The sequence below is a fragment of the Anaerobacillus alkalilacustris genome, assembly GCF_001866005.1.
Classification (GTDB): Bacteria; Bacillota; Bacilli; order Bacillales; family Anaerobacillaceae; genus Anaerobacillus; species Anaerobacillus alkalilacustris.
In genome coordinates this window covers 354,877-379,871 of the sequence record NZ_MLQR01000001.1, presented here as the reverse complement: position 1 = coordinate 379,871, position 24,995 = coordinate 354,877, and the positions used below count along the sequence as shown (strand labels likewise).

26 protein-coding genes and 1 pseudogene are annotated in these 24,995 nt (G+C 35.3%); 21 read left to right on the top strand and 6 right to left on the bottom strand.

Annotation, left to right across the window (positions count from 1 at the left end):
* From BKP37_RS02015 to nifV, 20 genes and pseudogenes are all read left to right on the top strand, one after another.
* Entirely contained in the window at positions 1–651 is a 651-nt protein-coding gene (locus BKP37_RS02015; RefSeq protein ID WP_071308034.1) for a PspA/IM30 family protein, read from the top strand.
* 99 nt (positions 652–750) lie between these two features.
* The gene (liaF, locus tag BKP37_RS02010; protein ID WP_071308033.1) at positions 751–1,482 is read left to right on the top strand and encodes a cell wall-active antibiotics response protein LiaF; all 732 of its coding nucleotides are present in this window, start codon (positions 751–753) and stop codon (positions 1,480–1,482) included.
* On the top strand, positions 1,479–2,510 hold the full coding sequence (locus BKP37_RS02005) for a sensor histidine kinase (protein ID WP_071308032.1): 1,032 nt from the start codon (positions 1,479–1,481) through the stop codon (positions 2,508–2,510). Before liaF ends, BKP37_RS02005 begins: the two co-directional genes overlap by 4 nt.
* A 3-nt stretch (positions 2,511–2,513) precedes the next feature.
* Positions 2,514–3,146, top strand: a complete 633-nt coding sequence (locus BKP37_RS02000; protein ID WP_071308031.1) for a response regulator — start codon at positions 2,514–2,516, stop codon at positions 3,144–3,146.
* Positions 3,147–3,420: 274 nt separating this feature from the next.
* A complete protein-coding gene (locus BKP37_RS01995) occupies positions 3,421–4,317 on the top strand; it encodes an AEC family transporter (RefSeq protein ID WP_071308030.1) in 897 nt (298 codons plus the stop codon).
* A gap of 327 nt (positions 4,318–4,644) precedes the next feature.
* Entirely contained in the window at positions 4,645–6,099 is a 1,455-nt protein-coding gene (gene nifB / locus BKP37_RS01990; RefSeq protein ID WP_071308029.1) for a nitrogenase cofactor biosynthesis protein NifB, read from the top strand.
* Between the two features lie 64 nt (positions 6,100–6,163).
* On the top strand, positions 6,164–7,039 hold the full coding sequence (nifH, locus tag BKP37_RS01985; RefSeq protein ID WP_071308028.1) for a nitrogenase iron protein: 876 nt from the start codon (positions 6,164–6,166) through the stop codon (positions 7,037–7,039).
* Positions 7,040–7,080: 41 nt separating this feature from the next.
* Positions 7,081–8,511, top strand: a complete 1,431-nt coding sequence (nifD, locus tag BKP37_RS01980) for a nitrogenase molybdenum-iron protein alpha chain (protein ID WP_071308027.1) — start codon at positions 7,081–7,083, stop codon at positions 8,509–8,511.
* Between the two features lie 18 nt (positions 8,512–8,529).
* Positions 8,530–10,056: a nitrogenase molybdenum-iron protein subunit beta gene (gene nifK, locus BKP37_RS01975; RefSeq protein ID WP_071308026.1), complete on the top strand. Its 1,527-nt coding sequence runs from the start codon at positions 8,530–8,532 to the stop codon at positions 10,054–10,056.
* 29 nt (positions 10,057–10,085) lie between these two features.
* Positions 10,086–11,450 (top strand): nitrogenase iron-molybdenum cofactor biosynthesis protein NifE, encoded by a 1,365-nt coding sequence (gene nifE / locus BKP37_RS01970; protein WP_071308025.1) that lies wholly within the window; start codon positions 10,086–10,088, stop codon positions 11,448–11,450.
* The gene (gene nifN, locus BKP37_RS01965) at positions 11,440–12,774 is read left to right on the top strand and encodes a nitrogenase iron-molybdenum cofactor biosynthesis protein NifN (protein WP_071308024.1); all 1,335 of its coding nucleotides are present in this window, start codon (positions 11,440–11,442) and stop codon (positions 12,772–12,774) included. Before nifE ends, nifN begins: the two co-directional genes overlap by 11 nt.
* Positions 12,746–13,108, top strand: coding sequence for a nitrogen fixation protein NifX (nifX, locus tag BKP37_RS01960; protein ID WP_071308023.1), 363 nt, complete (start codon positions 12,746–12,748; stop codon positions 13,106–13,108). Before nifN ends, nifX begins: the two co-directional genes overlap by 29 nt.
* Positions 13,109–13,124: 16 nt before the next feature.
* Positions 13,125–13,571, top strand: coding sequence for a DUF269 domain-containing protein (locus BKP37_RS01955; RefSeq protein ID WP_071308022.1), 447 nt, complete (start codon positions 13,125–13,127; stop codon positions 13,569–13,571).
* Positions 13,572–13,627: 56 nt separating this feature from the next.
* Entirely contained in the window at positions 13,628–14,422 is a 795-nt protein-coding gene (locus BKP37_RS01950; protein ID WP_071308021.1) for a HesA/MoeB/ThiF family protein, read from the top strand.
* On the top strand, positions 14,400–14,708 hold the full coding sequence (nifW, locus tag BKP37_RS01945; RefSeq protein WP_071308020.1) for a nitrogenase-stabilizing/protective protein NifW: 309 nt from the start codon (positions 14,400–14,402) through the stop codon (positions 14,706–14,708). Before BKP37_RS01950 ends, nifW begins: the two co-directional genes overlap by 23 nt.
* Positions 14,708–14,950 carry a nitrogen fixation protein NifZ gene (locus BKP37_RS01940; RefSeq protein WP_071308019.1) on the top strand — a complete coding sequence of 81 codons (243 nt, stop codon included), beginning with the start codon at positions 14,708–14,710 and terminating at the stop codon, positions 14,948–14,950. The genes nifW and BKP37_RS01940 overlap by 1 nt, the downstream gene beginning before the upstream one ends.
* Positions 14,947–15,276, top strand: a complete 330-nt coding sequence (locus BKP37_RS01935) for a HesB/IscA family protein (RefSeq protein ID WP_071308018.1) — start codon at positions 14,947–14,949, stop codon at positions 15,274–15,276. The genes BKP37_RS01940 and BKP37_RS01935 overlap by 4 nt, the downstream gene beginning before the upstream one ends.
* 24 nt (positions 15,277–15,300) lie before the next feature.
* A pseudogene (locus BKP37_RS19520) lies at positions 15,301–15,381 on the top strand (IS607 family transposase); the annotation flags it as partial.
* Positions 15,359–16,480 carry an RNA-guided endonuclease InsQ/TnpB family protein gene (locus BKP37_RS01930; RefSeq protein ID WP_071308017.1) on the top strand — a complete coding sequence of 374 codons (1,122 nt, stop codon included), beginning with the start codon at positions 15,359–15,361 and terminating at the stop codon, positions 16,478–16,480. The pseudogene BKP37_RS19520 and the gene BKP37_RS01930, both read left to right, overlap by 23 nt.
* Positions 16,481–16,642: 162 nt before the next feature.
* Positions 16,643–17,761: a homocitrate synthase gene (nifV, locus tag BKP37_RS01925; protein WP_071308016.1), complete on the top strand. Its 1,119-nt coding sequence runs from the start codon at positions 16,643–16,645 to the stop codon at positions 17,759–17,761.
* Between the two features lie 479 nt (positions 17,762–18,240).
* On the opposite strand, the gene BKP37_RS01920 is transcribed toward nifV, so the two are convergent.
* The gene (locus BKP37_RS01920; RefSeq protein ID WP_071308015.1) at positions 18,241–19,023 is read right to left on the bottom strand and encodes a DUF4397 domain-containing protein; all 783 of its coding nucleotides are present in this window, start codon (positions 19,021–19,023) and stop codon (positions 18,241–18,243) included.
* A gap of 107 nt (positions 19,024–19,130) precedes the next feature.
* On the bottom strand, positions 19,131–19,253 hold the full coding sequence (locus BKP37_RS20630; protein WP_281242979.1) for a hypothetical protein: 123 nt from the start codon (positions 19,251–19,253) through the stop codon (positions 19,131–19,133).
* A gap of 290 nt (positions 19,254–19,543) precedes the next feature.
* Here BKP37_RS20630 and BKP37_RS01915 point away from each other — a divergent pair, with 290 nt between their 5' ends.
* Complete coding sequence (locus BKP37_RS01915) at positions 19,544–21,262, top strand: WG repeat-containing protein (RefSeq protein ID WP_071308014.1); 1,719 nt, start codon at positions 19,544–19,546, stop codon at positions 21,260–21,262.
* Positions 21,263–21,477: 215 nt separating this feature from the next.
* Here BKP37_RS01915 and BKP37_RS01910 read toward each other — a convergent pair whose 3' ends face one another.
* The 4 genes from BKP37_RS01910 to ectA all read right to left on the bottom strand — a co-directional run bounded on the left by BKP37_RS01910 (position 21,478) and on the right by ectA (position 24,657).
* A complete protein-coding gene (locus BKP37_RS01910; protein WP_281242993.1) occupies positions 21,478–22,158 on the bottom strand; it encodes an endonuclease/exonuclease/phosphatase family protein in 681 nt (226 codons plus the stop codon).
* Between the two features lie 194 nt (positions 22,159–22,352).
* A complete protein-coding gene (locus BKP37_RS01905; RefSeq protein ID WP_071308012.1) occupies positions 22,353–22,748 on the bottom strand; it encodes an ectoine synthase in 396 nt (131 codons plus the stop codon).
* A gap of 43 nt (positions 22,749–22,791) precedes the next feature.
* The gene (gene ectB, locus BKP37_RS01900) at positions 22,792–24,075 is read right to left on the bottom strand and encodes a diaminobutyrate--2-oxoglutarate transaminase (RefSeq protein WP_071308011.1); all 1,284 of its coding nucleotides are present in this window, start codon (positions 24,073–24,075) and stop codon (positions 22,792–22,794) included.
* A gap of 78 nt (positions 24,076–24,153) precedes the next feature.
* The gene (ectA, locus tag BKP37_RS01895) at positions 24,154–24,657 is read right to left on the bottom strand and encodes a diaminobutyrate acetyltransferase (protein WP_071308010.1); all 504 of its coding nucleotides are present in this window, start codon (positions 24,655–24,657) and stop codon (positions 24,154–24,156) included.
* Positions 24,658–24,995 lie beyond the last annotated feature (338 nt).

The window sequence follows — 24,995 nt, the reverse complement described above, 5'->3', positions numbered from 1 at the left end:
ATGTGTAATTTATTTTCGAGAATTAAAAATACGATATCAGCAGATATTCATGAAATGTTAGATGAAAAAGAACAAAAAAACCCAATTGCGGCTTTAAATCAATATTTACGTGAATGTGAAAAGGAAGTAGAAAAAGTCAGAAAGTTAGTTGAGCGACAATATCTATTAAAGGAGCAATTTACTCGAGAATACAATGAAGCACGTCAATTAGCTGATAAGAGAAAATATCAAGTAGAGATTGCATCGCGGGCAGGAGAAATAGAATTAATGCAGTTTGCTATTAATGAACAAACCCAGTTTGAAGAACGAGCACAACGATTGAAAAGTGCTTTAGAGCAAGCGAGTATTCATTTACAAGAATTAGAACAAAAATATGAAGAAATGAAGCATAAATTAAAAGATATGCATATTAGGCAAATGGAATTAATGGGAAAAGAGAACATCACGCGTGCAAACTATCGATTGAATCAAATGTTAGATGGAAATAGCTATACTGGAAAAGTAGGTTCACGTTTCGAAGAGATGGATCGATATCTTGATCGGCTCGAACATCAAGCGAACTCACGATATCATCGTCATACAATAGATGGTCGCATTGCTCAATTGGAGAAACAGTTAAAGAATGAAGAAAATCATTCAATTTCTGAGTGAAAACATGATATATTTTAATAGGTAATAATAGAACGACTAGGGGTGACATGGATATGAAGTGTCAGCCCATTACATATCTTACGAGGAGGAGAGACCGAAATGGATAATCATCAAAAAACAGACTACATTAGCTGGACGGTCTTAATAGGACTACTTCTTCTCGTAGTGGAACTTACTTTTTTTAATAAAGGTTTAATTTTTTCGGTAATTTTTTCAGGGATGTTACTTTACTTTGGTGGGAAAAGGCTTGGTAGTTCAATTGGAAAATTGTTTTTTGCTTTAGGATGTCTTGTTCTTTTTTTCACCACTATTAATATGATCGTTTTTAAATTTTTAGTTTTTGCTATTATAGCTTATATTTTATTTCATTTCTTTAAATCGAAAAGTCGACCGATCATGATTGAGCCAGTTATGAAGGAAAATCTTTCATTTAATGAAGCAAGAGTGATTCGGCGACAATCGTTATTGAAGAATATCTTTTTAGGAAAACAAAAGACTCCGGAGGATATTTTTGAATGGGAAGATGTAAATATTCAAACTGGAATTGGTGATACATGGATAGATTTAAGTAATACGGTTCTACCTAAAGATGAAGCTGTCATTTCAATTCGTAATTTTATTGGGAATATTCAAATTCTCGTTCCGTATGATATAGAGATCAGTGTTTCTCATTCTGTAATTACGGGAACAACAATTATTTTTGATCAGGCTGATGAAAGGTTATTTAATCAAACATTACATTACCGTACAGAAAATTATGCAATCGCTCAACGTAAAATAAAAATCATCACTTCTATGGGGGTTGGAAGATTAGAGGTGAAGAGAATATGAGGATGATTCAGAAACAGTTGCTCTGGAGCATATTGTTTTCTTTACTTCTTTTTTCTTTGTTTATCATTATCTATTTTTTTGCTTTTCCAGTTCAAAACTGGGAGGTACTTATCGAAAGAAAGGTTTTTGATATACCTATATTGATCTTTAGTCCTGGGGTTGCTATTACGATGGGGATTATTTTTGGGTTTGTAAATAGTATGGCATTTAAAAAGAAAGTTGAAATCATGGAAGAGTCACTTTATGAGCTTGAACATGGCCGATTGATTGATGATGGGAAACTTGTTGAGGCAGAGGGACTAGAAACCGTAATTAGTAGAGTCAAAAATATTCATAAGCTGATGGCTGAGCAAGTAAAGGTTGCTCAAAAGCTAGCCAGTGAAAAAGTAATCGATCAAGAAAAACAAATTCAAAAAATTGTTTCAGAGGAGAGGAATCGTTTAGCTAGAGAACTCCATGATTCAGTTAGTCAACAGCTTTTTGCTGCATCAATGTTGATGTCCGCTATTACGGAAACGAAGAATGACACCGGTAGTGGTGAAGTGCGCCAACTTAAGCTCGTAGAAGAAATGATTCATCAATCTCAGCTAGAAATGAGAGCTTTATTACTACATTTACGACCGGTACCGTTGAAAGGTAAGTCGTTGCAAGAGGGTATGAAGGAGTTACTAGGGGAATTAAAGCAAAAAGTTCCAATGGAAATATCTTGGAAAATTGAAGATGTTCCATTAGAAAAAGGGTTAGAGGATCATTTATTTCGAATACTCCAAGAATCTGTATCTAACACACTTCGTCACTCGAAAGCCACTAGCTTAGAAGTTCTGTTGATCAATCGTGATGATTTAATTATTTTGCGTATTGTTGATGACGGTATTGGCTTTGATATTAACGAGGAAAAAGCGGGTTCTTACGGATTATCTAATATGAAGGAAAGGGCCAAGGAAATTGGTGGCACTTTTAAAGTAGTAAGTATAAAAAATAAAGGAACACGTTTAGAGGTTAAGGTTCCGCTAATGAAAGGTGACTAACAAATGATAAAAGTGTTGTTTGTAGATGATCATGAAATGGTAAGGATTGGTGTAACCTCTTATTTATCTGCACAGCCTGATATTGAAGTGGTAGCAGAAGCTGATAATGGTGCCCGAGGTGTTGAACTTGCCTTACAACTTCGTCCAGACATCATTTTAATGGACTTAGTCATGAAGGAAATGGATGGTATAGAAGCAACTAGGAGGATAATTGAGGCGTGGCCTGAAGCAAAGGTCATTATTGTTACAAGCTTTCTTGATGATGAAAAAGTGTACCCTGCATTAGAAGCAGGTGCTACAAGTTATATGCTAAAAACATCGAAGGCAAGTGAAATTGCAAATGCCGTTAGAGCAACATTTGCAGGCCAAACTGTATTAGAGCCTGAAGTGACAGGTAAAATGATGACAAAAATGCGTCAAAAAAAAGTGAAACATCCTCATGAACAGCTAACTGAACGAGAAATTGAAATATTGCTCTTGATAGCTGAGGGAAAAACCAATCAGGAAATAGCTGATACAGTATTTATCTCCTTAAAAACAGTCAAAGTTCATGTTAGTAATATACTAGGTAAGTTAGAAGTAAATGATCGTACACAAGCTGTTATTTACGCATTTAAACATGGCTTGGTAAAATAAATTTGAAACGCAGGAGCTATTCTCGCCCTGCGTTTTTGGCGTGTTAGAATAACGATCTGTTATTTGCGAAGAAGAGTTCTGTCTTGAAAATTGGAAATGAATTTAAAGTTTTATTAGTTTTAAAATTTAGTAGTATAATAAAGTTTATTGAAATAATCAGAAGCTCCTTTATCGTAAACTGTAATTAGATTAATTTCTTACTACATATGAGTAGGTTAAAAAATACGGTATTGTAAAATGAAGTAATTCACAATTGTTAGGTGGGGTTCTTTAGATGACGATCTTTTATCAAGTTGTTTTACCAGTTATTCTTGTGTTTTCTGTGGGTTTTGCTGTACAAAAGTGGAAAAAGGTAGAGTTGAAATCAATTTCAACAGTAGCTATTTATATTATGACACCAGCGCTTGTTTTTCGAACATTTTACGGTACGAAGTTAGATGTCCAACATTTTTATATGGTTGCATTTGCATTGGGACTTTTATGTATTCTTATAGTAATAAATAAAATATATACGAAACTGACAAAACAATCTGCTTCCCTAGAAAGTGGTTTAATTCTTTCAACTTCTTTTATGAATGCAGGAAACTACGGAGCGCCAATTATTTTATTTGCCTATGGTGATGCTGGTTTTGCATTTGCAGTCTCGTTCATGGTACTCCAATCAATTATCATGAATTCATTTGGAGTGTATTATGCGGCTCGTGGAGGAGCAGGTGTCAGGATGGCAATTCGTTCTGTATTTGAAATGCCAACGACATATGCAGTTATCATTGCCCTTTTATTAAAGGCGCTAAACGTCCAATTGCCAAGCAATCTATTAAATACTGTCAATATTATTGCAGAAGCGGCGATTCCAACGGTAATGATAATTTTAGGCATGCAGATAGCAAATATTAAATGGGGAAATTTTCAATGGGGTAGTATAACCTACGGGGTGGTCATGAGATTATTTGTTTCACCATTTATTGCATTTCTCATTACACTTATGTTCCCATTTGATCCACTTCTTGCTAAAGTGTTAATCGTATCGGCTGCGATGCCATCAGCGGCTACGATAGTAATGTATGCTGTTCAGTTTGATTCTGAACCTAGGTTAGTTTCTACTATTACTCTAATAACTACACTAATCAGTATCATAACAATTACTATTCTTATTGGCATTTTAGGTTAATTGGATATATGTTAGAGTTGGAATAAATAACTTACTATTAAAATTTTTTTAATTAAATAGCTGAAGCAACAAAAAAAGGTACGTTTCGACACAGAAACGTACCTTTCGCATTTTGTGAAGTGAAAGCGTTTAATTGTTAAATAAGATAACGGTGCACGTTAGAAAATATCACATGACTTAAGTGTAAACTGTTAACAAAAGCCTAGACTCATTGACTGTATTGGGTTTCGGTAATAATATTTAGCTAATCTTACACAACGTTCTTTAAGTGGAATGGAAGTGTTGTAAGAAAATCTACAAAACTTTGAAGGTGGAAAGGAGGATTATATGAAACTCACGCAAAAAGAGGGGTGTTCGAGTAAAAAAACTCAATCAGGATGTGTGTCAGTGTCAACCAATACTCGGTTTGACTTAGATGAAAAGATTAGTAACCATCCTTGCTACAGTGAAGATGCACACCACTACTTCGCCAGGATGCACGTTGCAGTAGCTCCAGCATGTAACATTCAATGTAACTATTGTAATAGGATGTATGACTGTGCAAATGAAAGTCGACCAGGCGTTGTAAGTGAAGTGCTGAAGCCTGAAGAAGCAGTAAAAAAATCGTTAGTCGTTGCGGGAGAAATTCCACAGTTATCAGTAATAGGTATTGCTGGCCCAGGAGACCCCTTAGCTAATCCTGAAAAAACATTGGCCACTTTCAAAGGAATTCGAGAGCAAGCGTCTGATCTCCGTTTATGCTTAAGTACAAATGGATTGAAATTAATGGATTACATTGATGAAATTCAAGCGTTAGACATTGAGCATGTAACGATTACCATTAATGCGATAGATCCAGAAGTTGGAAAAGAAATATACTCTTGGATTTATTATAACGGTAAACGTTATAAAGGGCTTGAAGCAGCGGAAATCTTAATTAGACAACAACTCGCAGGGTTAGAGGCTTTAACAGAAAGAGGAATTTTATGTAAAGTTAATTCTGTTTTAATTCCTGGTGTAAATGACTTACATCTAAAAGAAGTCTCGAAAGTTGTAAAAGAGAAAGGTGCTTTTCTTCATAATATAATGCCAATCATTGTTGCTGAAGATACAGAATTTGCAAGAAGAGGTATCCGAGAGCCATTAGCAGAGGAGTTAAATGAATTAAGGAGCTCCTGTTCTGGAGACATGAAGATGATGAAGCATTGTCGTCAATGTCGGGCAGATGCTGTAGGGTTGTTAGGTGAAGATCGAAGTGAGGAGTTTACAAAGGAACACTTAGAAACTATGACATCTCGCTATGATCCAATCAAAAGAAGTGAACATCAAGAAGAGCTTTTACAAAAGATTTTCAATAATAGAGCTAGTAGAAAACGAAGGGAGGCGAAAGGGGCATCTTACGCGGGGCAAACCAAAAATCAAATCATTCGTTTTGCGGTAGCTTCAAGGGGAGATGGAAAAGTAAATTTATTTTTAGGGCAAGCAAAAGAATTTATGATTTATGAAGTCGAAAATCAGCAAGTAAGATTTGTAGGCATTCGTAAATTGCTTTCATACTGCAAAGGGAAATCCAGTTGTAGTCAAGATGGAGCAGATACAATGCCGGAAGTTGTTAACACAATTAAAGATTGTCAAATGTTAGTCTGTGCAGGGATTGGTGAAGGAGCAAATAAATTCTTGAATGATCAAGGAATCATTCCAATCGTTCAAGAGGGGGATATTGAAGAAGTATTACTTCAATCAAGTGTGTTTTATCAATATTTTTACCATGGATCTACCTATGCTACAGCTTCCGTTAATTAACTTCATTCACTTAACCAAGTAAGAATTACTAAAAATTATTAAAAAAATTAAGGAGATGATTTACATGCGTCAAATAGCTTTCTACGGTAAGGGTGGTATTGGTAAGTCTACGACTTCTCAAAATACGTTAGTTCAATTAGCAAAAAATTATGGTCAAGAAATCATGATCGTTGGTTGTGACCCGAAGGCTGACTCTACGAGACTAGTATTAAATACAAAAATGCAACAAACTGTTTTATCTTTAGCTGCTGAAAAAGGAACAGTTGAAGATTTAGAACTACATGAAGTAGCGCAAAATGGTTTTGCTGGCATTGAATGTGTTGAGTCTGGTGGGCCAGAACCAGGTGTAGGGTGTGCAGGTCGAGGAATTATCACATCTATTAACTTCCTTGAAGAAGAAGGCGCTTATGAAGGAAAAGACTTTATTTCTTATGACGTATTAGGGGACGTTGTTTGTGGTGGATTTGCGATGCCAATCCGTGAAAATAAAGCCCAAGAAATTTACATCGTATGTTCTGGTGAAATGATGGCAATGTACGCAGCTAACAACATTGCAAAAGGGGTATTAAAATATGCACACAGTGGTGGCGTTCGTTTAGGTGGTTTAATTTGTAACAGCCGTAACACAGACCGAGAAGCAGACCTTATTACAGAGTTAGCAAGACGATTAAATACTCAAATGATCCATTTTGTTCCTCGTGACAATATTGTACAGCATGCTGAGTTAAGAAGAATGACAGTTGCTCAATATGCTCCTGAAAGTCAACAAGCAAAAGAGTACGATATGTTAGCTAAGAAAATTTTAGATAATGATATGATGACAATTCCTACGCCAATCGAAACTGATGAGTTAGAAGGACTATTAATGGAATTCGGTATTATTGAGGATGAAGAAACTCAACTTAAAAAATTAGCAGCAAAAGAAGCAGCTAGTCAGTAATAATCATTGCACATTAAAAGGCACTGTAGAGGAGGTTTCACATGGCAAAGGTGTTGGATGAAAAACAAAAACTAATAGATGAAGTATTAGAAATCTATCCTGATAAAGCAAAAAAAGATAGAAAGAAACACTTTGACATTAATGATGAAGAAAAAATTGAAACATGTAAAGGGGCAATTGTCTCAAATAAAAAATCTCGTCCTGGTGTTATGACACCTCGTGGCTGTTCTTATGCTGGATCCAAAGGGGTTGTATGGGGTCCGATTAAAGATATGGTTCATATTAGTCACGGTCCAGTTGGCTGTGGTCAATATAGCTGGGGAACACGTCGTAACTACGCTAATGGTGTATTAGGTATTGATAGCTTTGGTGCTATGCAAATAACGAGTGATTTCCAGGAAAAAGACATTGTCTTTGGTGGAGATAAAAAGTTAGATAATCTTTGCGATGAAATTACTGAGATGTTCCCATTAGCAAAAGGTATTTCAGTACAATCTGAGTGTCCTGTTGGGTTAATCGGTGACGATATCGAAGCAGTTGGAAAGAAAAAGACAAAAGAATTAGAAATGCCAGTTATTCCAGTTCGTTGTGAAGGTTTCCGTGGTGTCAGCCAATCGCTAGGTCACCATATCGCTAATGATGCGATCCGTGACCACGTATTAGGAACACGTGAATTAGAGGAAACAGGCCCATATGATGTTGCGATTATTGGTGACTATAATATCGGCGGTGATGCTTGGGCTTCACGTATTCTCCTAGAAGAAATGGGGTTACGAGTAATCTCTCAGTGGTCTGGTGACGGAACACTGAATGAATTATCGATTACACATAAGTCTAAGTTGAATTTAATTCACTGTTATCGTTCCATGAACTATATTTGTAAAACATTAGAAGAGCAATATGGTATCCCGTGGATGGAATATAATTTCTTTGGTCCAACCAAAACAATTGAGAGTCTTAGAATGATTGCTGCTGAATTCGATGAAAAAATTCAGGAAAATTGTGAAAAACTCATTGCTAAATATCAAGATGAAATGGATGAAGTTATTGCCAAATATCGTCCTCGTTTAGATGGAAAGAAAGTAATGCTTTTAGTTGGTGGTCTTCGTTCTGGTCATACAGTTGGCGCTTATGAAGATTTAGGGATGGATATTGTAGGAACAGGATACGAATTTGCTCATAATACAGAGTACCAAAAAGCTTACAAAGATACAAAAGAAGGAACAATCATTTACGATGATCCGACTGCACTAGAGTTAGAACTATTAGCGGAGAAGCTAGATATTGATCTCATGGGATCTGGTATTAAGGAAAAGTATGTATATCATAAGATGGGTGTGCCGTTTAGACAAATGCACTCATGGGATTATAGTGGACCATACCATGGTTTTGATGGCTTCAAAATATTTGCACGTGACATGGATATGGCTATTAACAGTCCAACTTGGGATTTAATTAAATCTCCATTTTAAAAAGAGAGGTGAGAAAAGATGACAAAAAAGCTTGAACTAAAAGACCATAATACTTTATTTAAAGATCAAAAATATATTGACCAAGCTGAGAATAAGAAAATATTTGAAACAGCTTGTTCTACTGAAGAAGTTGAAAAAATTAAGGACTACACGAAAACTGAAGAGTATAAGGAAAAGAACTTCGCTCGTACAGATTTAGTCATTAATCCAGCTAAAGCCTGTCAGCCTTTAGGGGCTGTCTTGGCTGGGCTAGGGTTTGAAAAGACACTACCATTTGTTCAAGGTTCACAAGGTTGTGTATCTTATTTCCGTAGCCACTTTGCAAGACACTTTAGAGAGCCTGTACCAACAGTTTCTTCTTCGATGACAGAAGATGGAGCAGTATTTGGTGGAATGCGAAACTTAATCGACGGTTTAGAAAACTGTACGAAAATGTATAAACCAGAAATGGTTGCTGTTAGTACAACATGTATGGCTGAGGTAATTGGTGATGACTTACAAGCCTTTATCGGGAATGCTCGAACAGAAGGAGTAATAAGTGAAGATTTTCCAGTGCCGTTTGCACACACACCAAGCTTTGTCGGATCTCACCTAACTGGTTATGATAGCATGCTAAAAGCAATTCTAAGTAACTTAAGTGAGAAGGCGACAATTGATAAAGAAGTCAAAACTGAAAAAATTAATATTATTCATGGTTTTGATACGTATACAGGAAATTTCGCTGAAACGAAGCGAATTCTGGATCTGTTCGGTGCTGATTATACGTACCTTTGTGACTATAGTGAAAACTTAGATTCACCTGCAGATGGTGATTATAAGTATTACTATGGTGGAACAAAGCTAGAAGATGTACCAAAAGCTGCTCAAGCACAAGGGACTTTATCGTTACAAAAATATTCAACTAAAAAAACGATGAAGTATATCGAGAAAAAATGGAAGCAATCTGTTTCAGTTTCTTCAACACCAATCGGTATCACTCAGACTGATAATTTAATTAAAACTATTAGTGAAATGACAGGTTTACCGATACCTGAAGAACTTAAACTAGAACGTGGACGCATTGTTGATGCTATGACGGACTCTCACACTTACGTACATGGGAAGCGAGTGGCCATGGCGGGAGATCCAGATTTACTACTTGGTTTAATCTCATTCTGTTTAGAAGTAGGAATTGAACCAGTGCACGTCGTTTGTACAAACGGTGATAAGAAGTTCTTAGAAGAAGCAGAAACATTATTAGCTTCTAGTCCTTATGGTCTTGACGCTAAGGTTTATATTGGAAAAGACTTATGGCATCTACGTTCGTTATTGTTTACTGATCCAGTAGATTTTGTTATTGGTAGTACGCATATGAAATTTAATGCCAAAGATGCTGATATTCCTTTAGTGAGAATTGGTTTCCCAATCTTTGATCGTCACCATATGCATAGATACCCTATTATTGGGTATCAAGGAACACTCAATGTGTTAACACAAATTGTAAATACCTTGTTAGATAATCTAGACAAGGATGCTGCTGGATTTAACTTTGATGTAGTAAGATAGGGGTGAGGAAACAAGAGGGGGTTTGAGTGATGAATCATAATGTAAAAGAAGCTTTTCAAGAACCTGCTTGTGAACATAATCACACGCCAAAGGCGAAGCAAGGTTGTGCGAGGCCCAAACCAGGCGAAGCCGCTGGTGGCTGTTCCTTTGATGGAAGCCAAATCACTCTACTTCCAATTACTGATGCTGCTCACATTGTTCATGGTCCAATAGCGTGTGCTGGAAACAGCTGGGGAGGAAGAGGTAGCCTGTCATCAGGCCCTCTTCTTTACCAATATGGACTAACTACTGATTTGTCAGAACAAGACATCATTATGGGGGGAGAAAAGAAGTTAAAGTCTGCTATTAGTGAAGTAATAGCTAGATTTCAACCACCGGCCATTTTTGTTTATGCAACTTGTGTGACGTCATTAATTGGTGATGATTTAGACTTTGTTTGCAAGAATGAAAGTAAGAAGTGGAATATACCGATCATTCCAGTAAATAGTCCAGGTTTTGTAGGAAGTAAAAACTTGGGTAATCGATTAGCCGGTTATTCTTTGCTGCAACATGTAATTGGAACAGGGGAGCCCAAAAAAGTCACAGACTACGATGTAAATGTTATTGGGGAATACAACATCGCTGGAGAATATTGGGATGTTAAAGAGTTATTTGATCAAGTCGGAATAAGAGTATTATCGAAAATTACTGGAGATGGTAGGTATAGAGAAATAACTTATGCTCACAGAGCTAAAGTAAATATGGTTGTGTGTAGTAGGGCATTAATAAGTCTTGCGCGTGAAATGGATGAAAAATACAAAATACCATATTTTGAAGGTTCTTTCTATGGTATTAAGGAAACGAGTTTTTCACTCCGACAAATTGCTTATTTAATTGGGGATCGAACACTAGAAGCCAAGGTTGATGAACTTATTTATGAGGAAGAAGAAAAAGTTTTTTCTGAATTACTTACGCATCGTCAATTTTTAAAAGGGAAAAAAGCAGTTCTTTATACTGGTGGAGTAAAAAGTTGGTCTATTATTTCAGCTTTAAAAGAACTAGGAATAGAAGTAGTAGGTGTAGGTACGAATAAAAGCACATTAGAAGATATATCTAAAATAAAAGAAAGAGTTGGCTTTGACTGTGTTCTTATTGAAAAAGGTGGGGCTAAGGAAATTTTGAATGTCATTCGAAATAAACAAGCTGATATTTTAATAGCCGGTGGTCGTAATATGTATTTAGCGATCAAAGAACAAATACCTTTTTTAGATATTAACCAAGAACGTCATACCGCATATGCCACATATAAAGGTATACGACGACTTGCAAACGACCTAGTTCATTCCATACAACATCCAATATGGAAAATAACTAAGTATAAAGCTCCTTGGGTAGGTGATAACGATGGCTACTAATCTATCAAAAAAGTCAGTTTCTATTAATCCGTTAAAAGTTAGCCAACCTTTAGGTGGAACGTTAGCTATGCAAGGATTTTATAAATCAATTCCAATTATTCATGGTTCTCAAGGATGTGCAGCTTTTATAAAAGCGTTAATGACAAGGCACTTCAGAGATCCGATAAGCATTCAAACCTCAGCACTTCAAGAAATGAACGTGATTTTCGGTGGTGTTGAAAATTTATATGAAGCTATTGATAATGTCATTGAAAAACACGACCCAGATATTATTAGTGTTCTTAGTACTAGTTTAACTGAAGTTGCCGGTGATGATATTCAAGCAAATATTAAGGATTATCTAAAGAAGAATTATCGTGAGAATAGACTAGTGGTAGGTGTTTCCTTACCAGATTTTGTTGGGTCTCTAGAAAGTGGTTATAACCAAACTGTAGATGCGATTGTTAGTGCTGTACTAGAACAAACAAAATCGAAAGTACCAAAAGTAAGGTTAAATCAACGAATTAATTTGTTGGTAGGCTCACATTTAACACCGGCAGATGTAATTGAATTAAAAGATATCATTACATCTTACGGTTTTGAAGTTATTGCAATTCCGGACTTATCCACATCATTATCAGGCCACTTGCTTGAAGGGTTTACGTCATTAAGTCGTGGAGGAGTTCCATTAGATTACTTAGAGCAATTAGTTACAGCAAAGTATACTATTGCAGTTGGAGCAAGTATGCAACCTATTGCAGAGAAAATATTTGCCTATACCGGTATACCTTTTCAGGTTTTCCCGAGTGTGACTGGGTTACTAGCGACTGATGCATTGTTTACATTCCTTCAATCGATAAGTCGAGAGAACGTACCTTTAAGGTATATGTTACAAAGAGAGAATTTGGTTGACGCAATGTTAGATGCGCATTTCTATTATTTAGGAAGTTCTGCTGTAGTAGCATTAGAACCAGATCATCTTTATTCTATTAGCTCGTGGTTACGAGAGATGGGGGTTGAGCTTAATCGGTTAGTAACAACTCATCATTCTCCAGTTATCCACAAATTAGGTGAAGAAGTGGTTATTGGAGATTTAGATGATTTAGAAGAGGGTGCTAGCAAAAATGACGTCTGGATCAGTAACTCGCAAGGAAAACAAGGGGCTATTCGAAAAGAATGTAGTTACTTGCCAATGGGTTTTCCTGTTTATCATATACTCGGCGCTGTGCATGCGACGTCAGTTGGTTACCGTGGAACACTTGAATTAGTAAATAAGGTAGGAAATTTATTAATGGAGAGAAAGGAGGAGCATAATCATGAAAGTAGCTTTTTCTTCAACGAATAGTACGGATATTGATGCTCATTTCGGACAGTGCCCTTTTTTTACAATTTACGAAATAAAAGATAATAATTATTCTCTTTTGGAAATTCGAAAAGTAAATGTTGAGTCTTTAAATGAGATGGACAGAATTGAAACTCGGGTAAATCTTATTAAAGATTGTAAGTTAGTTTTTCTTACACAAATTGGGCCAACTGCAGCGGCAAAAGTTACGAATAGTAAAATAATGCCTGTAAAAGTCACTGAAGATACAACAATATTTGAACAGATGGAACGTCTAGTAAATATGTTAAAAACTAAGCCGCCGATATGGCTGGCTAAAGCTATGGCAAATAGTTAGCTAAAGGAGGCCAACTATGGATAATGCAGGGAATAGTTATTCATTTCAAGATTCTATACTACAAATTATTAATGCCTATGACATGTATGGTGTTTTTCAAAATCTATCTGATGAACAAAAATTAAATCGAGCCTTTTTATTAAGCGCTGATGAAAAGAAACAAATGGATTCCTGTGGACAAATTTCTGAACGTTTAAAAGCCCAAATCAATATTTTTTTTCAAGCAGTTGCTTTAAATGTTGAAAGGAAAACGAACAAGATGGTTAGTAGTATTGTAGAAATGAATAGTGAAGGTTTCGGAAGAGCTCTAATTTATTCGGGGAATTTAATTATGGTCAATAAAGCTATTCGTGGTACTCAACAACTTGCCTTTACAAATATGGAAAGGGCCTGTAAACAAGGTGATAAAATTTCTGAATTAGCTGTAAAAACTTTAGATAGGTATTCCCATCTTACTAGTTAAATTATAGAGGGCTTGATTAAAGATAATAAGATTTCCTATGAATAGAGGTGAGTCAGATGCAGGTGAATTGGAAGCAAAATAGTATACAGGATCCATTTGATCGTTATAGTAGACAGTTAAAGCTACTTGGTAAAGATGGTCAAGAAAAGTTAAAGAAGTCAACTGTTTTTATCGGTGGTATAGGGGGGTTAGGTGGTACGGCAGCTGTCTATTTAGCTGCAGCTGGTGTAGGAAAGCTTATTATTGCCCATGAGGGTGTGATTGTACTTCCAGACTTAAATAGGCAAATCTTGATGGATAACGAAAAGCTAGGCGAAGAGAGAATGAGTTGCGCTATTGAAAGTCTTAAGCGAATTAATCCAGAAGTAGAAGTAGAGGGCTATGCTGAACGTATTGAGTTTCATAAAGCAAAGCCATGGGTTGAAAAGTCTGATATTGTCATCGATGCTAGATATGACTTTCCAGAACGATATGATCTAAACCGTCTAAGTGTTGCATGTGGGAAACCGATGGTTGAAGCTGCTATGTATGGATTTGAACTCTCTTTAATGACAGTAATTCCCGGTGAGACGGCATGTTTAGCATGTATCTACCCAGAGCAAAAACAAGATTGGGAACCATTAGGATTTCCAGTGTTAGGTGCTACTTCAGGGGTGGCAGGGTGCCTTGCTGCTATTGAAGTAATCAAGCTTATTACTGGGATTGCACCACCATATATTAATAAACTTTATCGTTTGAATACATTGACGCTAGAGCCATATACGGTTTCTCTAAAAAGAAATTCAGAATGTACTCACTGTAAGGGAGTAGAGAGGAGGGGGAAGGAACATGAATATAGAGCAGCTACATGATGCTGAAGATTTTTTCCGTTTTTACAAAGTACCATTTGATCCAAAAGTAGTCCGGGTTACTCGTTTACACATTTTAAAACGTTTTAGACAATACCTAGAACAGGAAAGTTTAGTCGAAATTGTATGTGAATCTGATGCCGAAACTTGGAATGAGCAGAGGGAACTTTTTAAGAAAGCTTATGAAGACTTTGTTACCTCATCACCACTCGTTGAAAAGGTATTTCCTGTTTTTCAACAACAATCTGCATTTTTTTCATTAGATATGTTAAAGAAAGGTGATAGCTAATGTTATATAAATACGATTTAGACGAAAGAGTTGTTATCACAAAAGATTTACGTAATGATGGTACAGTTCCTAATTATGAAAGAGGAGAAATAATTGTTAAAAAAGGTACAGAAGGCGTCGTAGTAGACCATGGGTATTTTTTACAAGATATTCTGATTTATTCTGTTTACCTGAGTGGAGGATTTATTGTAGGTTGTATGGAAAGGGAATTGCAATCCCTAGATAAGGAGGAAACGGTATGATCAGATTATCACAAGAAGCAGAAAAAAAAGCAATGGAATTGTTTGATCATCCAAGTAATAAAGGTTATATAGGTTTTCGGATAATAGCAAGGATGAATGGTTGTAATGTTAACTATGAGATGACACTAGCAGATATAAAAAGACCTGGAGATGCAGTTGTAGAACAGGGCTTTATGAAAATATTTATGGATATTGATTCTTTTCATATGCTAACGGGTGCAGTAATTGAATATGTGAAACAAGGGGACAGTGAAGGATTTATGATTCTTCAAAAATCATCTCCGTGTTCCGCATGTAAGGTATCAAGTTTAGGTAATTGCTCGTAAAATTGAAAAAAATTCTCTGATCATAGGTTACAAGGTAAACGAGCACATAAAGATAAGAAGATGATTAAGGAGTTGATCGAGAGTGATTCTAGCGAAGAAAGTTAGACTTCGACCAACAAAAGCGCAAGAACAAAAACTATGGAAATCTGTAGGTACGGCTAGATGGGCGTATAATTGGACATTGAATAAACAACAAGAAAACTATAAGCAAGGTGGTAAGTTTATTTCCAATGGAGACTTGAGGAAAGAGCTAACTGTGCTGAAACAGACAGAAGAATTCAAATGGCTCTACAATGTATCAAATAACATCACAAAGCAAGCTGTAAAAGATGCGTGTGATGCATATAAAAAATTCTTTAAAGCTCAAACGAAGTTCCCTAAATTTAAAAGCAGAAGAAACTCAAAAGCGTCATTCTATAACGATACAGAAAAATTAAAAGTGAAGAAAAATCTTGTTCTAATAGAAAAAGTAGGTTGGATAAAAACGAGCGAACAGCTTCCTACTGATGTAAAGTACAAAAACCCACGTATTAGTTTTGATAAAAAATACTGGTACATTTCAGTTGGGATTGAAACTGAAATTGAGCAAGTCGAATTTACAAACAGCATGATAGGAATTGATGTAGGAATAAAAAAACTAGCTGTTTGTTCCACAGGTCAAAACTTCAAAAATATCAATAAAACGAAAGAAGTAAAAAAGACCGAGAAACGGTTACGTCGGTTGCAACGTAGTGTTTCTCGTAAATATGAAATGAATGAGGAGGGAAACCGTTTTGTCAAAACAAGCAACATTATAAAACTCGAAAAGAAAGCGCAACGACTACACAGACGATTAGCTAATATTCGAACCAATCACATTCATCAGACGACAAATGCTATCGTGAAAACCAAACCTAGCAAAGTTGTCATGGAAGATTTGAATGTGAATGGGATGATGAAAAATCGTCACTTATCCAAAGCTGTAGCGAATCAAACGTTTTATGAGTTCATTCGCCAAATGAAATACAAGTGTCAGAAGTATGGAATTGAATTCGCACAAGTGGATCGTTTTTATCCATCATCCAAAACATGTTCATCATGTGGAGAGGTCAAGAAAGATTTAAACCTTTCTGATCGTACTTACTCATGTGACTGCGGGTTGAAAATTGATCGAGACTTGAATGCGGCTATCAATCTATCAAACTTTGGAAAATTAGCAGTCTAGTCACTCAAAAGACCCTGTTAATATGTAGGGTTCGTTGTACCCGAATTTACGCTTGTGGACTGTCACAACAAACGAGAGTAGCTTCGGCAAAATCGGACAGGCGGAAGCAAGAAAGAAACAAATATTTATAGAGTTTTATAATGTTTTGGCAACGGTTAAAGGATGAAACAGATAAAGTTTTGTGATACTACATTAAGGGATGGGGAACAAGCGGCTGGCGTTGTTTTCTCCTTACAAGAAAAGAAGGCAATCCTATCTTTACTAGCTGATGCTGGTGTTGAACAAGCCGAAATTGGTATACCAGCAATGGGGCTGGAGGAACAAAGAGATATACATTCATTAATTACTATGAATCTACCAATACAACTAATTACCTGGAATCGAGCTACGACTTCTGATATAGATGCATCAGTAAGTGCAGGTGCTAGCTGGACACACTTGTCTATTCCTACTTCAGATGTACAAATGCAAAGAAAGATGAACAGTAATAAAGAAGAGATTATGTATATGATTCAAAAGGTCGTAGAATATGCATTGAATAAAAACGTGGAAGTTTCGGTTGGCTTTGAAGATGCTTCAAGAGCTGATCATCACTTTTTAATTAAACTAATTGAGCAGCTATCTTCTATTGGGGTAAAACGTTTTAGATATGCAGATACAGTATCAGCGTTACAACCTTTTGATATGTATGAAAATATTGAAAGGATTATAAGGGCATATCCAAATATAGAGCTAGAAATTCATGCTCACAATGATTTTGGTTTAGCAACTGCTAACACTTTGGCCGCTGTAAAGGCTGGAGCCAAATGGGCAAGTACAACAATTATGGGATTAGGTGAAAGAGCTGGAAATGCACCGCTTGAAGAAGTTGTAATGGCATGGAAACATTTATATAAAGGAGAAACCGTCATTGATACAAGACTGTTTCATGCTTTAGCTCAAATAGTTTCAGAAGCTTCAGGAAGATTATTATCAGAATCTAAGCCGATCGTTGGATCTATGGTGTATGCCCATGAATCTGGTATTCATGTAGATGGGTTGCTTAAAAGTAGAGAAACATATCAAACTTTCGACCCGGTTGAAGTAGGTCAAGATCATTCTTTTCTATTAGGGAAGCATTCAGGACTAAGCTCTCTTCAATATTTTCTTGAAAAAGAAGGGATTTTAGTAGATAAAAATACTGGGAAAGAGCTTTTAAAGAGAGTTCGTAGTCTAGCTAATCATACAAAAAAAACAATCGAATTGACTGATTTAAAAAATTTGATCAATCAAACTGGATAAGTAGAAAAGTCGATGAAAAAAAGAATGATGTGACAATCTTTAAGGTGTAGTTAATAAAATGTAACGGCACTAAAATTAAACAACCCACTAAGGATTTGTGGTGAGGAGAAATTGATTCAAATTAATATGATAATTGAGTGAATTTCAATAATTACCAAAACTAAGCCACATAAATCTATATAATTTGTGAGTGGTTCGGTGCACTTAGATACAGTATCTTAGTGGGGAGAATAGTGAATTATGAAATTCATTAAATTAGATTAATAGTATTAGGAAAAGATAAAGGCTTTCAATTTATTTTGATGCAGCCTTTATCTTTTGTATTAACAAGACTTAAAAGTAATAATTTTTATTTTCCTGCTAAAGCGCAACGACTGGTCAGGTAACTTCCCCATTTTCGTAAGGTAAATAGCAAATTCGTCAAGGGTCTTCCACCCATCTTTAAACTAGGTAAAGGGCAAAAACTAACGGATAGTAGTTCACGGTTCTAAAATGAGTGCTTCTAACCGTGGTCTTCCTTCATAGATTCCGATTGCCGTAATAGTATAAGCTTCGTTTGCTCTAAGATTAGTGTTTCGAAGTGTTAAGATAACCTCATTTGTTCCAGCTTTTCGAACTTCAAGCGTAACTCTGCCAGGGTCTACTTCTATATAATCTGAAGCATTACCAAAAGAAATGTTTTCAAATAAAATATCTCCATCTTGCACGGCGATGTCTACTGCAGGGGTATTAGGCGATATGTGTAAAAACCTAACTTTAGACTTGTTTCTAGGGATATCGGTTGTATCGACAACAGGAACTAGCTGAATATTATTGAGGCGATCACTAGCAGCAACTGTATAGTTTTGGTCAGCTCCCACTTCAATAGTTTGACTTAGAACCGGATTTGTCGTTTGTCCGGCAGGATAAATTTCTACCTCATAAGATCCTGCTGGAATTTCTAGATAAGGGCTAATTTGATAATATGTCATATTATCAAAAGTTTTTTCGCCATTTACATAAACGTCAACAGCTGGAGCATCTGGTGAGGCGTGAAGTACACGGACCTTCGCAGTTGCTCTGTAATAATTTCTATTTTCTTCAAAATGTCTATAAAGTTGTTGCTGTGCTTGGAGTTGGCAAAGTTGTTGCATACACATGAAGTGCAACTGATAATAGTAAATATGCCTTTGAGGATCTAGATACTTATAATAATTAGCTAGTAAATCGTACATTGCCGCATTTTGAGCAACTATATTTGTAGGTTGATAAAAGTGATACATGCTTCCCTCTCCCTTCATTCATTACATACAAAAGTAAAATATGTATGTAATGGAAAAATGGGACTTTGTCCAACAATTTTTTAGATATTTAGTTGGATAAAGGCAGATCATCGGGAAAATAATGATCTTAATTCTTCTAAATATAAATTAATGTATTCAACTTCTTCTGTTTCATCCTTCGCATTTGTAGGTATTTTGTTAATTTGTTCAATGTATTCGTGTAAGCTCACGGTATCTTCTCCTCTATATATACCAATTTCTTTTTTAAACTTTTCAATATTTAATTTTACAAAATTGATACTTTCCCAATTATATTTTTTGAAAGTCTAATTGTTCTAGAAAATTACGTGTATTTCTTTGAAGCGCTTCGTGCTGATATCATTGTTATCAGTCTTTCTAAAATAACAACCTATTAAACTAACAATTTTTAAAAATTTATAGTTTTATTAATCGAACTAGTAGGCACGAACCTAAACCAATCTCCATATAATACAAAAAACGTTATTAGGAGAAATTATGGATGGACATTAATAATAACTTCTTATACACAGCTTCATTAAAAACAAAGGATGGAACGAAATGGGGGTATATTAATGAATCTGGTGAATTCGAAATTAAACCTCATTTTGATTTTGCAAATGACTTTCAAAGTAATGGATTGGCAGTTGTAAAAACGAAACAACGTTATGGTTGTATTAATGTTAAAGGGAATTTTGTCATACCACCGAAATTTGAAGCTATTAATGAATTTTCTGAAGGGCGGGCGACGGTTGTTTTAGATAATGGCTATCATGTTATAGATGAAAGGGGGTTACTATTAAACTCAAAACCATTTAATTTTATTAGTATGTATCAAGATGGTAGAGCGTTATTTTCAGATATTGATACAGACGGTAAATTTAAATACGGCTATTTGAACAAAGCAGGAAATGTCGTTATCCCTTTACAATATGAAATGGCTAGTGATTTTAAAGACGGTATGGCTGTTGTCAAAATCAAGGAAGATACTTTTTCGCTAATTGATATTAATGGTGGCGAAATTATATCATTTTTTTATAATTATGTAGGAAATTATGGAGAAAATATGCTCTCGTTTCGAAAAAATGTCAAAGGAAAGTATGGGTATGTAAATACAGAAGGAACTATTGTCATTCAACCCTCCTATACTAGTGCACAACCTTTTGAAAATGGGAGGGCGGTTGTAAATGCAGCAGAAGATTTCGGAAATAAGTTTGGTTTAATAAATAAAAAAGGTGCTTACATCATAAAGCCAATTTATAATGATATTACGATCCTAGGAGAACACCGAGTTGCGGTAGGCAAAGCTATAAACGAACAAAGACCATATCTTGGTTCAAAGTATGCTGTTGCAAATTGGAAGGGAGAAGTTCTCACAGATTTTAAATATAATCATATTTCTTTGTTTGATCAGGGAATTGCTTCTGTATCAGAAGATGAAAAAGCTTATTTTATCGATCGTTCAGGAAATAGGGCACGCGGCCTTCCTATTGTGAAAAACGCGGATAGTGTTACTTTAGTTGGGAAGTTAGTTCGTGTTCTTGAAAATACTAGAGTTAGCTACGTAGATAGAAAAGGAAAACTCATATGGAAACAAAATACAATCATTCCTTTAACAAAACGGTATCGTATCCTGGAAAAAAAATATAAACCTAATAAAGATTATGTTTTGTATTATCCTCAACTCGATGGCTTAAAAATTGGTGTCATCGAAATAGTCGTTAATAAAAGGCTAAAACTGTTATCAAAATTTAAAAAAATCGAACAAAACGAGCAACTAGATTATAGCTATACTGGTGATTTTAATGTGACCTTTTTTAAAAAAAATTTGCTCGTTATGGAGTTGTATGGTTATGAGTATTATTTTGGAGCAGCCCACGGAATGCCAAATAAAACTTTTGTCAATATAAATTTAATTAACGGTCGGTTTTATGAGTTAGAAAATCTGTTTAAAAAAGATAGTGATTACGTGGAACGCTTAAGTGAAATTATTGGACATATGATAAAAAATGATCCGAAGTATGACTATGTATTCCCAGGTGCTTATAAAGGAATATCTAAAAATCAGCCGTTTTATGTTGAAGAAGAATTTCTGGTTATTTATTTTGAACCTTATGAAATTGGCCCTTATGCAGCAGGCTTTCCAACATTTAAAATACCATTCTTAAAAATAATGGATATCATCGATACGAAAGGGGAATTTTGGCTTTCTTTTCATTGAACTACCAATATTTTAATCAAACTGATTTGTACTTAAAGGGCATAGGCCCCCACCTCTAAGCGTAGCGTAGGTGGGAACTTCCATTCAGGTGGAGTTGAGACTCCATCTGAATGGAAGTTGTTCTAGTGAATCTAGAACGAGTTCTCTTGAATTTGTTAGCTAAAGGAAGGATGGAGTATAATATATCATCCTTCCTTTTTGAATATTACTTCAATTCAACTCAATAATTTTAATTTTGAAAATACCGGTAAATGGTCAGAAGCATCACTTTTAATTACGTTAGCGCAATCGATAGTAAAATACTTGTTTACAAATATATAATCAATTTTGGATTTAGGTTTTTTAGAAGGGAATGTAAAATCGTTATTAGTGAAGCTACAATCTTGGTATTTTTTCACCATTTTTTTATAACTAGATGAATTAGGTTTTCGATTTAAATCGCCCATAATAATTAGCGGATATGCATCATCAGTTCCAAGGCAAAACTCTATTTGTCTATTGTGTAAGGTAGGGTGAAAGCTAAAGTGACCAACCAATACTTTCAGTTTTCTTTCATTTACATCAACTGTTGCTTCTAAAACAGACCTTGGTTCAGCTATCTTAGTAGACAAGCGAAAAATATTATTTGTGTGTTGAATTATCGGATAAATACTTAATAGGGCATTGCCATATTCCCTTGTTGTGTCCCATTTTAACGAGATAGCTGGTCCATAAACATAGAACATGTTCAATTCACTTGCTAACCAATTTGCTTGATCGACAAAATTACTTCTTCTTGAAAAAGATTTATCGACCTCATTTAAGCCAATAATTGAAGCTTTTGAATTTTTCAGTACTTCAGCAATGCGTTTTAAATTCACTTTCCCGTCCAAGCCACGACCATGACGAATATTCATACTCAATACAGATAATTTGATAATTCTCACCTCAGCAAGTGGAATAGCTATACACATATATTTTGTTCTGGATTTATTTTCATACAGGAATATATTAGTTAAATATTGATACTAAACAAAATGAAATAAATAATCTAAGCTACTAGGGTTAACAAAAACCCTCGCTTGATTAACAAGCGAGGGTAAGTTCCTTATTATTTTTTTGTTTCTTCTACAAGTGGATAAACTCCATTTTCATCGTGGATTTCTTTCCCGGTAATTGGTGGGTTAAATACACATACCATACGCATAGTTGTCTTTGCTCTTAGTAAATGCTCATCATTTTCATCAAGAGCATAAATGCTGTTTGCTGTAATTGGATGAACTTTATTATCTTTTAAAGTAACAACTTCACCTTCACCTTCAATACAATATACAGCTTCAAGGTGATTTTGGTACCAAATATGTGTTTCAGTTCCAGCTTTAATGACTGTGTCATGTACCGAATAGCCCATATTATCTTTCGCTAAAAGTAGACGACGACTAGTCCAGTTTTCACCTTTTACTTCTTGATCTGTTCCGATAATATCTTCTAATTTTACTACTTTCATTACTGTTCCTCCTCGAAAATATCTAGAAAATTTTTATTGTTTTTTATTGTCCAACTAATTGTTTCGATGCTACTAAGCTACGAACACTTTCTTCAATGATTTTAAACCCTTTCTCTAAACCTTCGTTATCAATAGTAAGAGGTGGGAATAATTTGAATACTTCATCTTCAGGTCCAGCTGTTTCCATAATTAATCCATTTTCAAATGCTTTAGCAGCAATTTCACTAGCAAGACCTTCAATCGGAGTACTAATTCCTTGCATAAGGCCACGACCCTTTACTTTCCCGTTAAGTTCTGGATATTTTTCAACGATATTATTTAAAAATTCAGTAATTTTCACTGACTTCTCTTCAATACTCTTTTCAAACTCATCACTTTCCCAATAAGTAAGAGATTCTGTTGCTGTTATGAAAGCAAAGTTGTTTCCTCGGAATGTTCCGTTATGTTCACCCGGATTCCAAATGTCTAGTTCGGGCTTAATTAATGTAAGTGCTAGTGGTAGACCGTTTCCACCAATTGACTTTGATAGACAAACAATATCAGGATTGATACCTGCTTTCTCAAATGAGAAGAAAGTACCTGTACGACCTACGCCTGCTTGCACATCATCAATGATAAGTAATATGCCCCAACGTTTACATACTTCTTCAATACGTTTTAGCCACTCGAACTTTGCGGCATTAATACCACCTTCACCTTGGACTGTCTCGAGAATCATAGCAGCTGGGATGTCAACGCCACTACCGTTATCTTCTAAAAAGCGTTCGAGATACTCCACGGTGTCGAGATTGTTACTAACAAAATTATCGTAAGGCATTGTTACTACGTGTTGAAGAGGAATACCAGCACCTTGTCGTTTTGCAGAATTCCCTGTAACAGATAATGAACCAATCGTCATTCCATGGAACCCGTTAGTAAAAGAAATAACATTTGTTCTGCCAGTTACTTTTCGTGCAAGTTTCAAAGCACTCTCTACAGTGTTTGTTCCAGTAGGTCCCGGGAACATTACTTTGTAGTTCATGTTACGAGGCTTTAGAATTACATCGTTAAATTTCTCTAAGAAATTTGCTTTCGCTTCTGTGGCCATATCAAGAGAGTGGACAATACCATCTTGTGCTATATATTCTAGTAGCTTTTTTTTCATTTTTTCATCATTATGTCCATAATTTAGGGCACCAGCACCTGCAAAAAAATCGATGTACTCCTTTCCGTTAATATCCCACATTTTATAGCCCTTTGCTTTTTTGAATACTGTTGGAAAGCTTCTTACATAACTACGTACACTTGATTCTAATTCCTCAAATATTTTCAAATCATTATTTACCATGTTTAATGAAACCTCCTCGATTTATTAGAAATCATTTTAAATTATAAGGGTATTAATTAAAGTTTTCTTATCTGTTTACTAGGATAAAGGGCCGACTCGAAATGTTAATTCTTCTTCATGACCTTTACCAGGGAAAAGTTCAGCAGAGAAACATTCTTTCACAACACAATTTGTTTGATTCTTTCGTGCGTAACCTCGAAATAATGACTGTGAGGCAATATTAGAAGGGGTAACAGTTGCTTCTAAATATCGTACATTTTTGCAAGCAGGTCTTGAAAGTAACTCTTGGAGCATTTTGGATGCTATACCTTTACCCTGTTGTGATGGATCAACTCCAACTTGCCATACAAAAATAACGTCTTGACGGTCTGGGGGAATAAAAGCAGTTATAAAACCATGTAATTCATCATTTTCTTTTACAACCACACACGTTTCTCTGAAATACTCACACATCATGATATATTTATAGGGAGAATTGAGATCAAGTGTCGATTGTTTTACTAGTTGCCACATTAAGGCTCCATCTGCAACTGTTGGTTTTTCTATCGTTAATGTTTGATTCATATGATAATTGTTTTTCATTGAAGATCACCACGATTGAGAAGATGTCTTTGAATGAAAATATAATTCACTCTCCTTTAAAGTAATTATTATTGCACATAAATAATCATAATTATTTATACAATTATTATCAAACGTGGTTATTAGGGAAAATCAGCGATTATTTACCATCAGTCGTTATGAGTGAACGTAAGGATTAAAATATAATTTAATACTACATCATTGTTCCATTTCCAACTGTTTTCAAATTATGTGAGAAATTTTTACAAATTACTTGTATTTTTGCGGCAGATAAAATTCCTAAAAAAGTTTTTTCTTGAATTTTGAACAATTCTTTATCGGTTTTAAGAAAAAACTGG

Coding starts and splice junctions, on each gene's coding strand:
- nifD (WP_071308027.1), top strand. CDS start 7,081: ATGGCAAAGGTGTTGGATGAAAAACAAAAACTAATAGATGAAGTATTA.
- BKP37_RS01905 (WP_071308012.1), bottom strand. CDS start 22,748: ATGAAAGTAGTAAAATTAGAAGATATTATCGGAACAGATCAAGAAGTA.
- BKP37_RS01910 (WP_281242993.1), bottom strand. CDS start 22,158: ATGAATATTCGTCATGGTCGTGGCTTGGACGGGAAAGTGAATTTAAAA.
- ectA (WP_071308010.1), bottom strand. CDS start 24,657: ATGAAAAACAATTATCATATGAATCAAACATTAACGATAGAAAAACCA.
- BKP37_RS01920 (WP_071308015.1), bottom strand. CDS start 19,023: ATGTATCACTTTTATCAACCTACAAATATAGTTGCTCAAAATGCGGCA.
- BKP37_RS02000 (WP_071308031.1), top strand. CDS start 2,514: ATGATAAAAGTGTTGTTTGTAGATGATCATGAAATGGTAAGGATTGGT.
- nifN (WP_071308024.1), top strand. CDS start 11,440: ATGGCTACTAATCTATCAAAAAAGTCAGTTTCTATTAATCCGTTAAAA.
- BKP37_RS02015 (WP_071308034.1), top strand. CDS start 1: ATGTGTAATTTATTTTCGAGAATTAAAAATACGATATCAGCAGATATT.
- ectB (WP_071308011.1), bottom strand. CDS start 24,075: ATGGTAAATAATGATTTGAAAATATTTGAGGAATTAGAATCAAGTGTA.
- BKP37_RS01995 (WP_071308030.1), top strand. CDS start 3,421: ATGACGATCTTTTATCAAGTTGTTTTACCAGTTATTCTTGTGTTTTCT.
- nifV (WP_071308016.1), top strand. CDS start 16,643: ATGAAACAGATAAAGTTTTGTGATACTACATTAAGGGATGGGGAACAA.
- BKP37_RS01950 (WP_071308021.1), top strand. CDS start 13,628: ATGCAGGTGAATTGGAAGCAAAATAGTATACAGGATCCATTTGATCGT.
- BKP37_RS01955 (WP_071308022.1), top strand. CDS start 13,125: ATGGATAATGCAGGGAATAGTTATTCATTTCAAGATTCTATACTACAA.
- nifH (WP_071308028.1), top strand. CDS start 6,164: ATGCGTCAAATAGCTTTCTACGGTAAGGGTGGTATTGGTAAGTCTACG.
- liaF (WP_071308033.1), top strand. CDS start 751: ATGGATAATCATCAAAAAACAGACTACATTAGCTGGACGGTCTTAATA.
- BKP37_RS01940 (WP_071308019.1), top strand. CDS start 14,708: ATGTTATATAAATACGATTTAGACGAAAGAGTTGTTATCACAAAAGAT.
- BKP37_RS01915 (WP_071308014.1), top strand. CDS start 19,544: ATGGACATTAATAATAACTTCTTATACACAGCTTCATTAAAAACAAAG.
- nifB (WP_071308029.1), top strand. CDS start 4,645: ATGAAACTCACGCAAAAAGAGGGGTGTTCGAGTAAAAAAACTCAATCA.
- BKP37_RS01935 (WP_071308018.1), top strand. CDS start 14,947: ATGATCAGATTATCACAAGAAGCAGAAAAAAAAGCAATGGAATTGTTT.
- nifW (WP_071308020.1), top strand. CDS start 14,400: ATGAATATAGAGCAGCTACATGATGCTGAAGATTTTTTCCGTTTTTAC.
- nifX (WP_071308023.1), top strand. CDS start 12,746: ATGAAAGTAGCTTTTTCTTCAACGAATAGTACGGATATTGATGCTCAT.
- BKP37_RS02005 (WP_071308032.1), top strand. CDS start 1,479: ATGAGGATGATTCAGAAACAGTTGCTCTGGAGCATATTGTTTTCTTTA.
- nifE (WP_071308025.1), top strand. CDS start 10,086: ATGAATCATAATGTAAAAGAAGCTTTTCAAGAACCTGCTTGTGAACAT.
- nifK (WP_071308026.1), top strand. CDS start 8,530: ATGACAAAAAAGCTTGAACTAAAAGACCATAATACTTTATTTAAAGAT.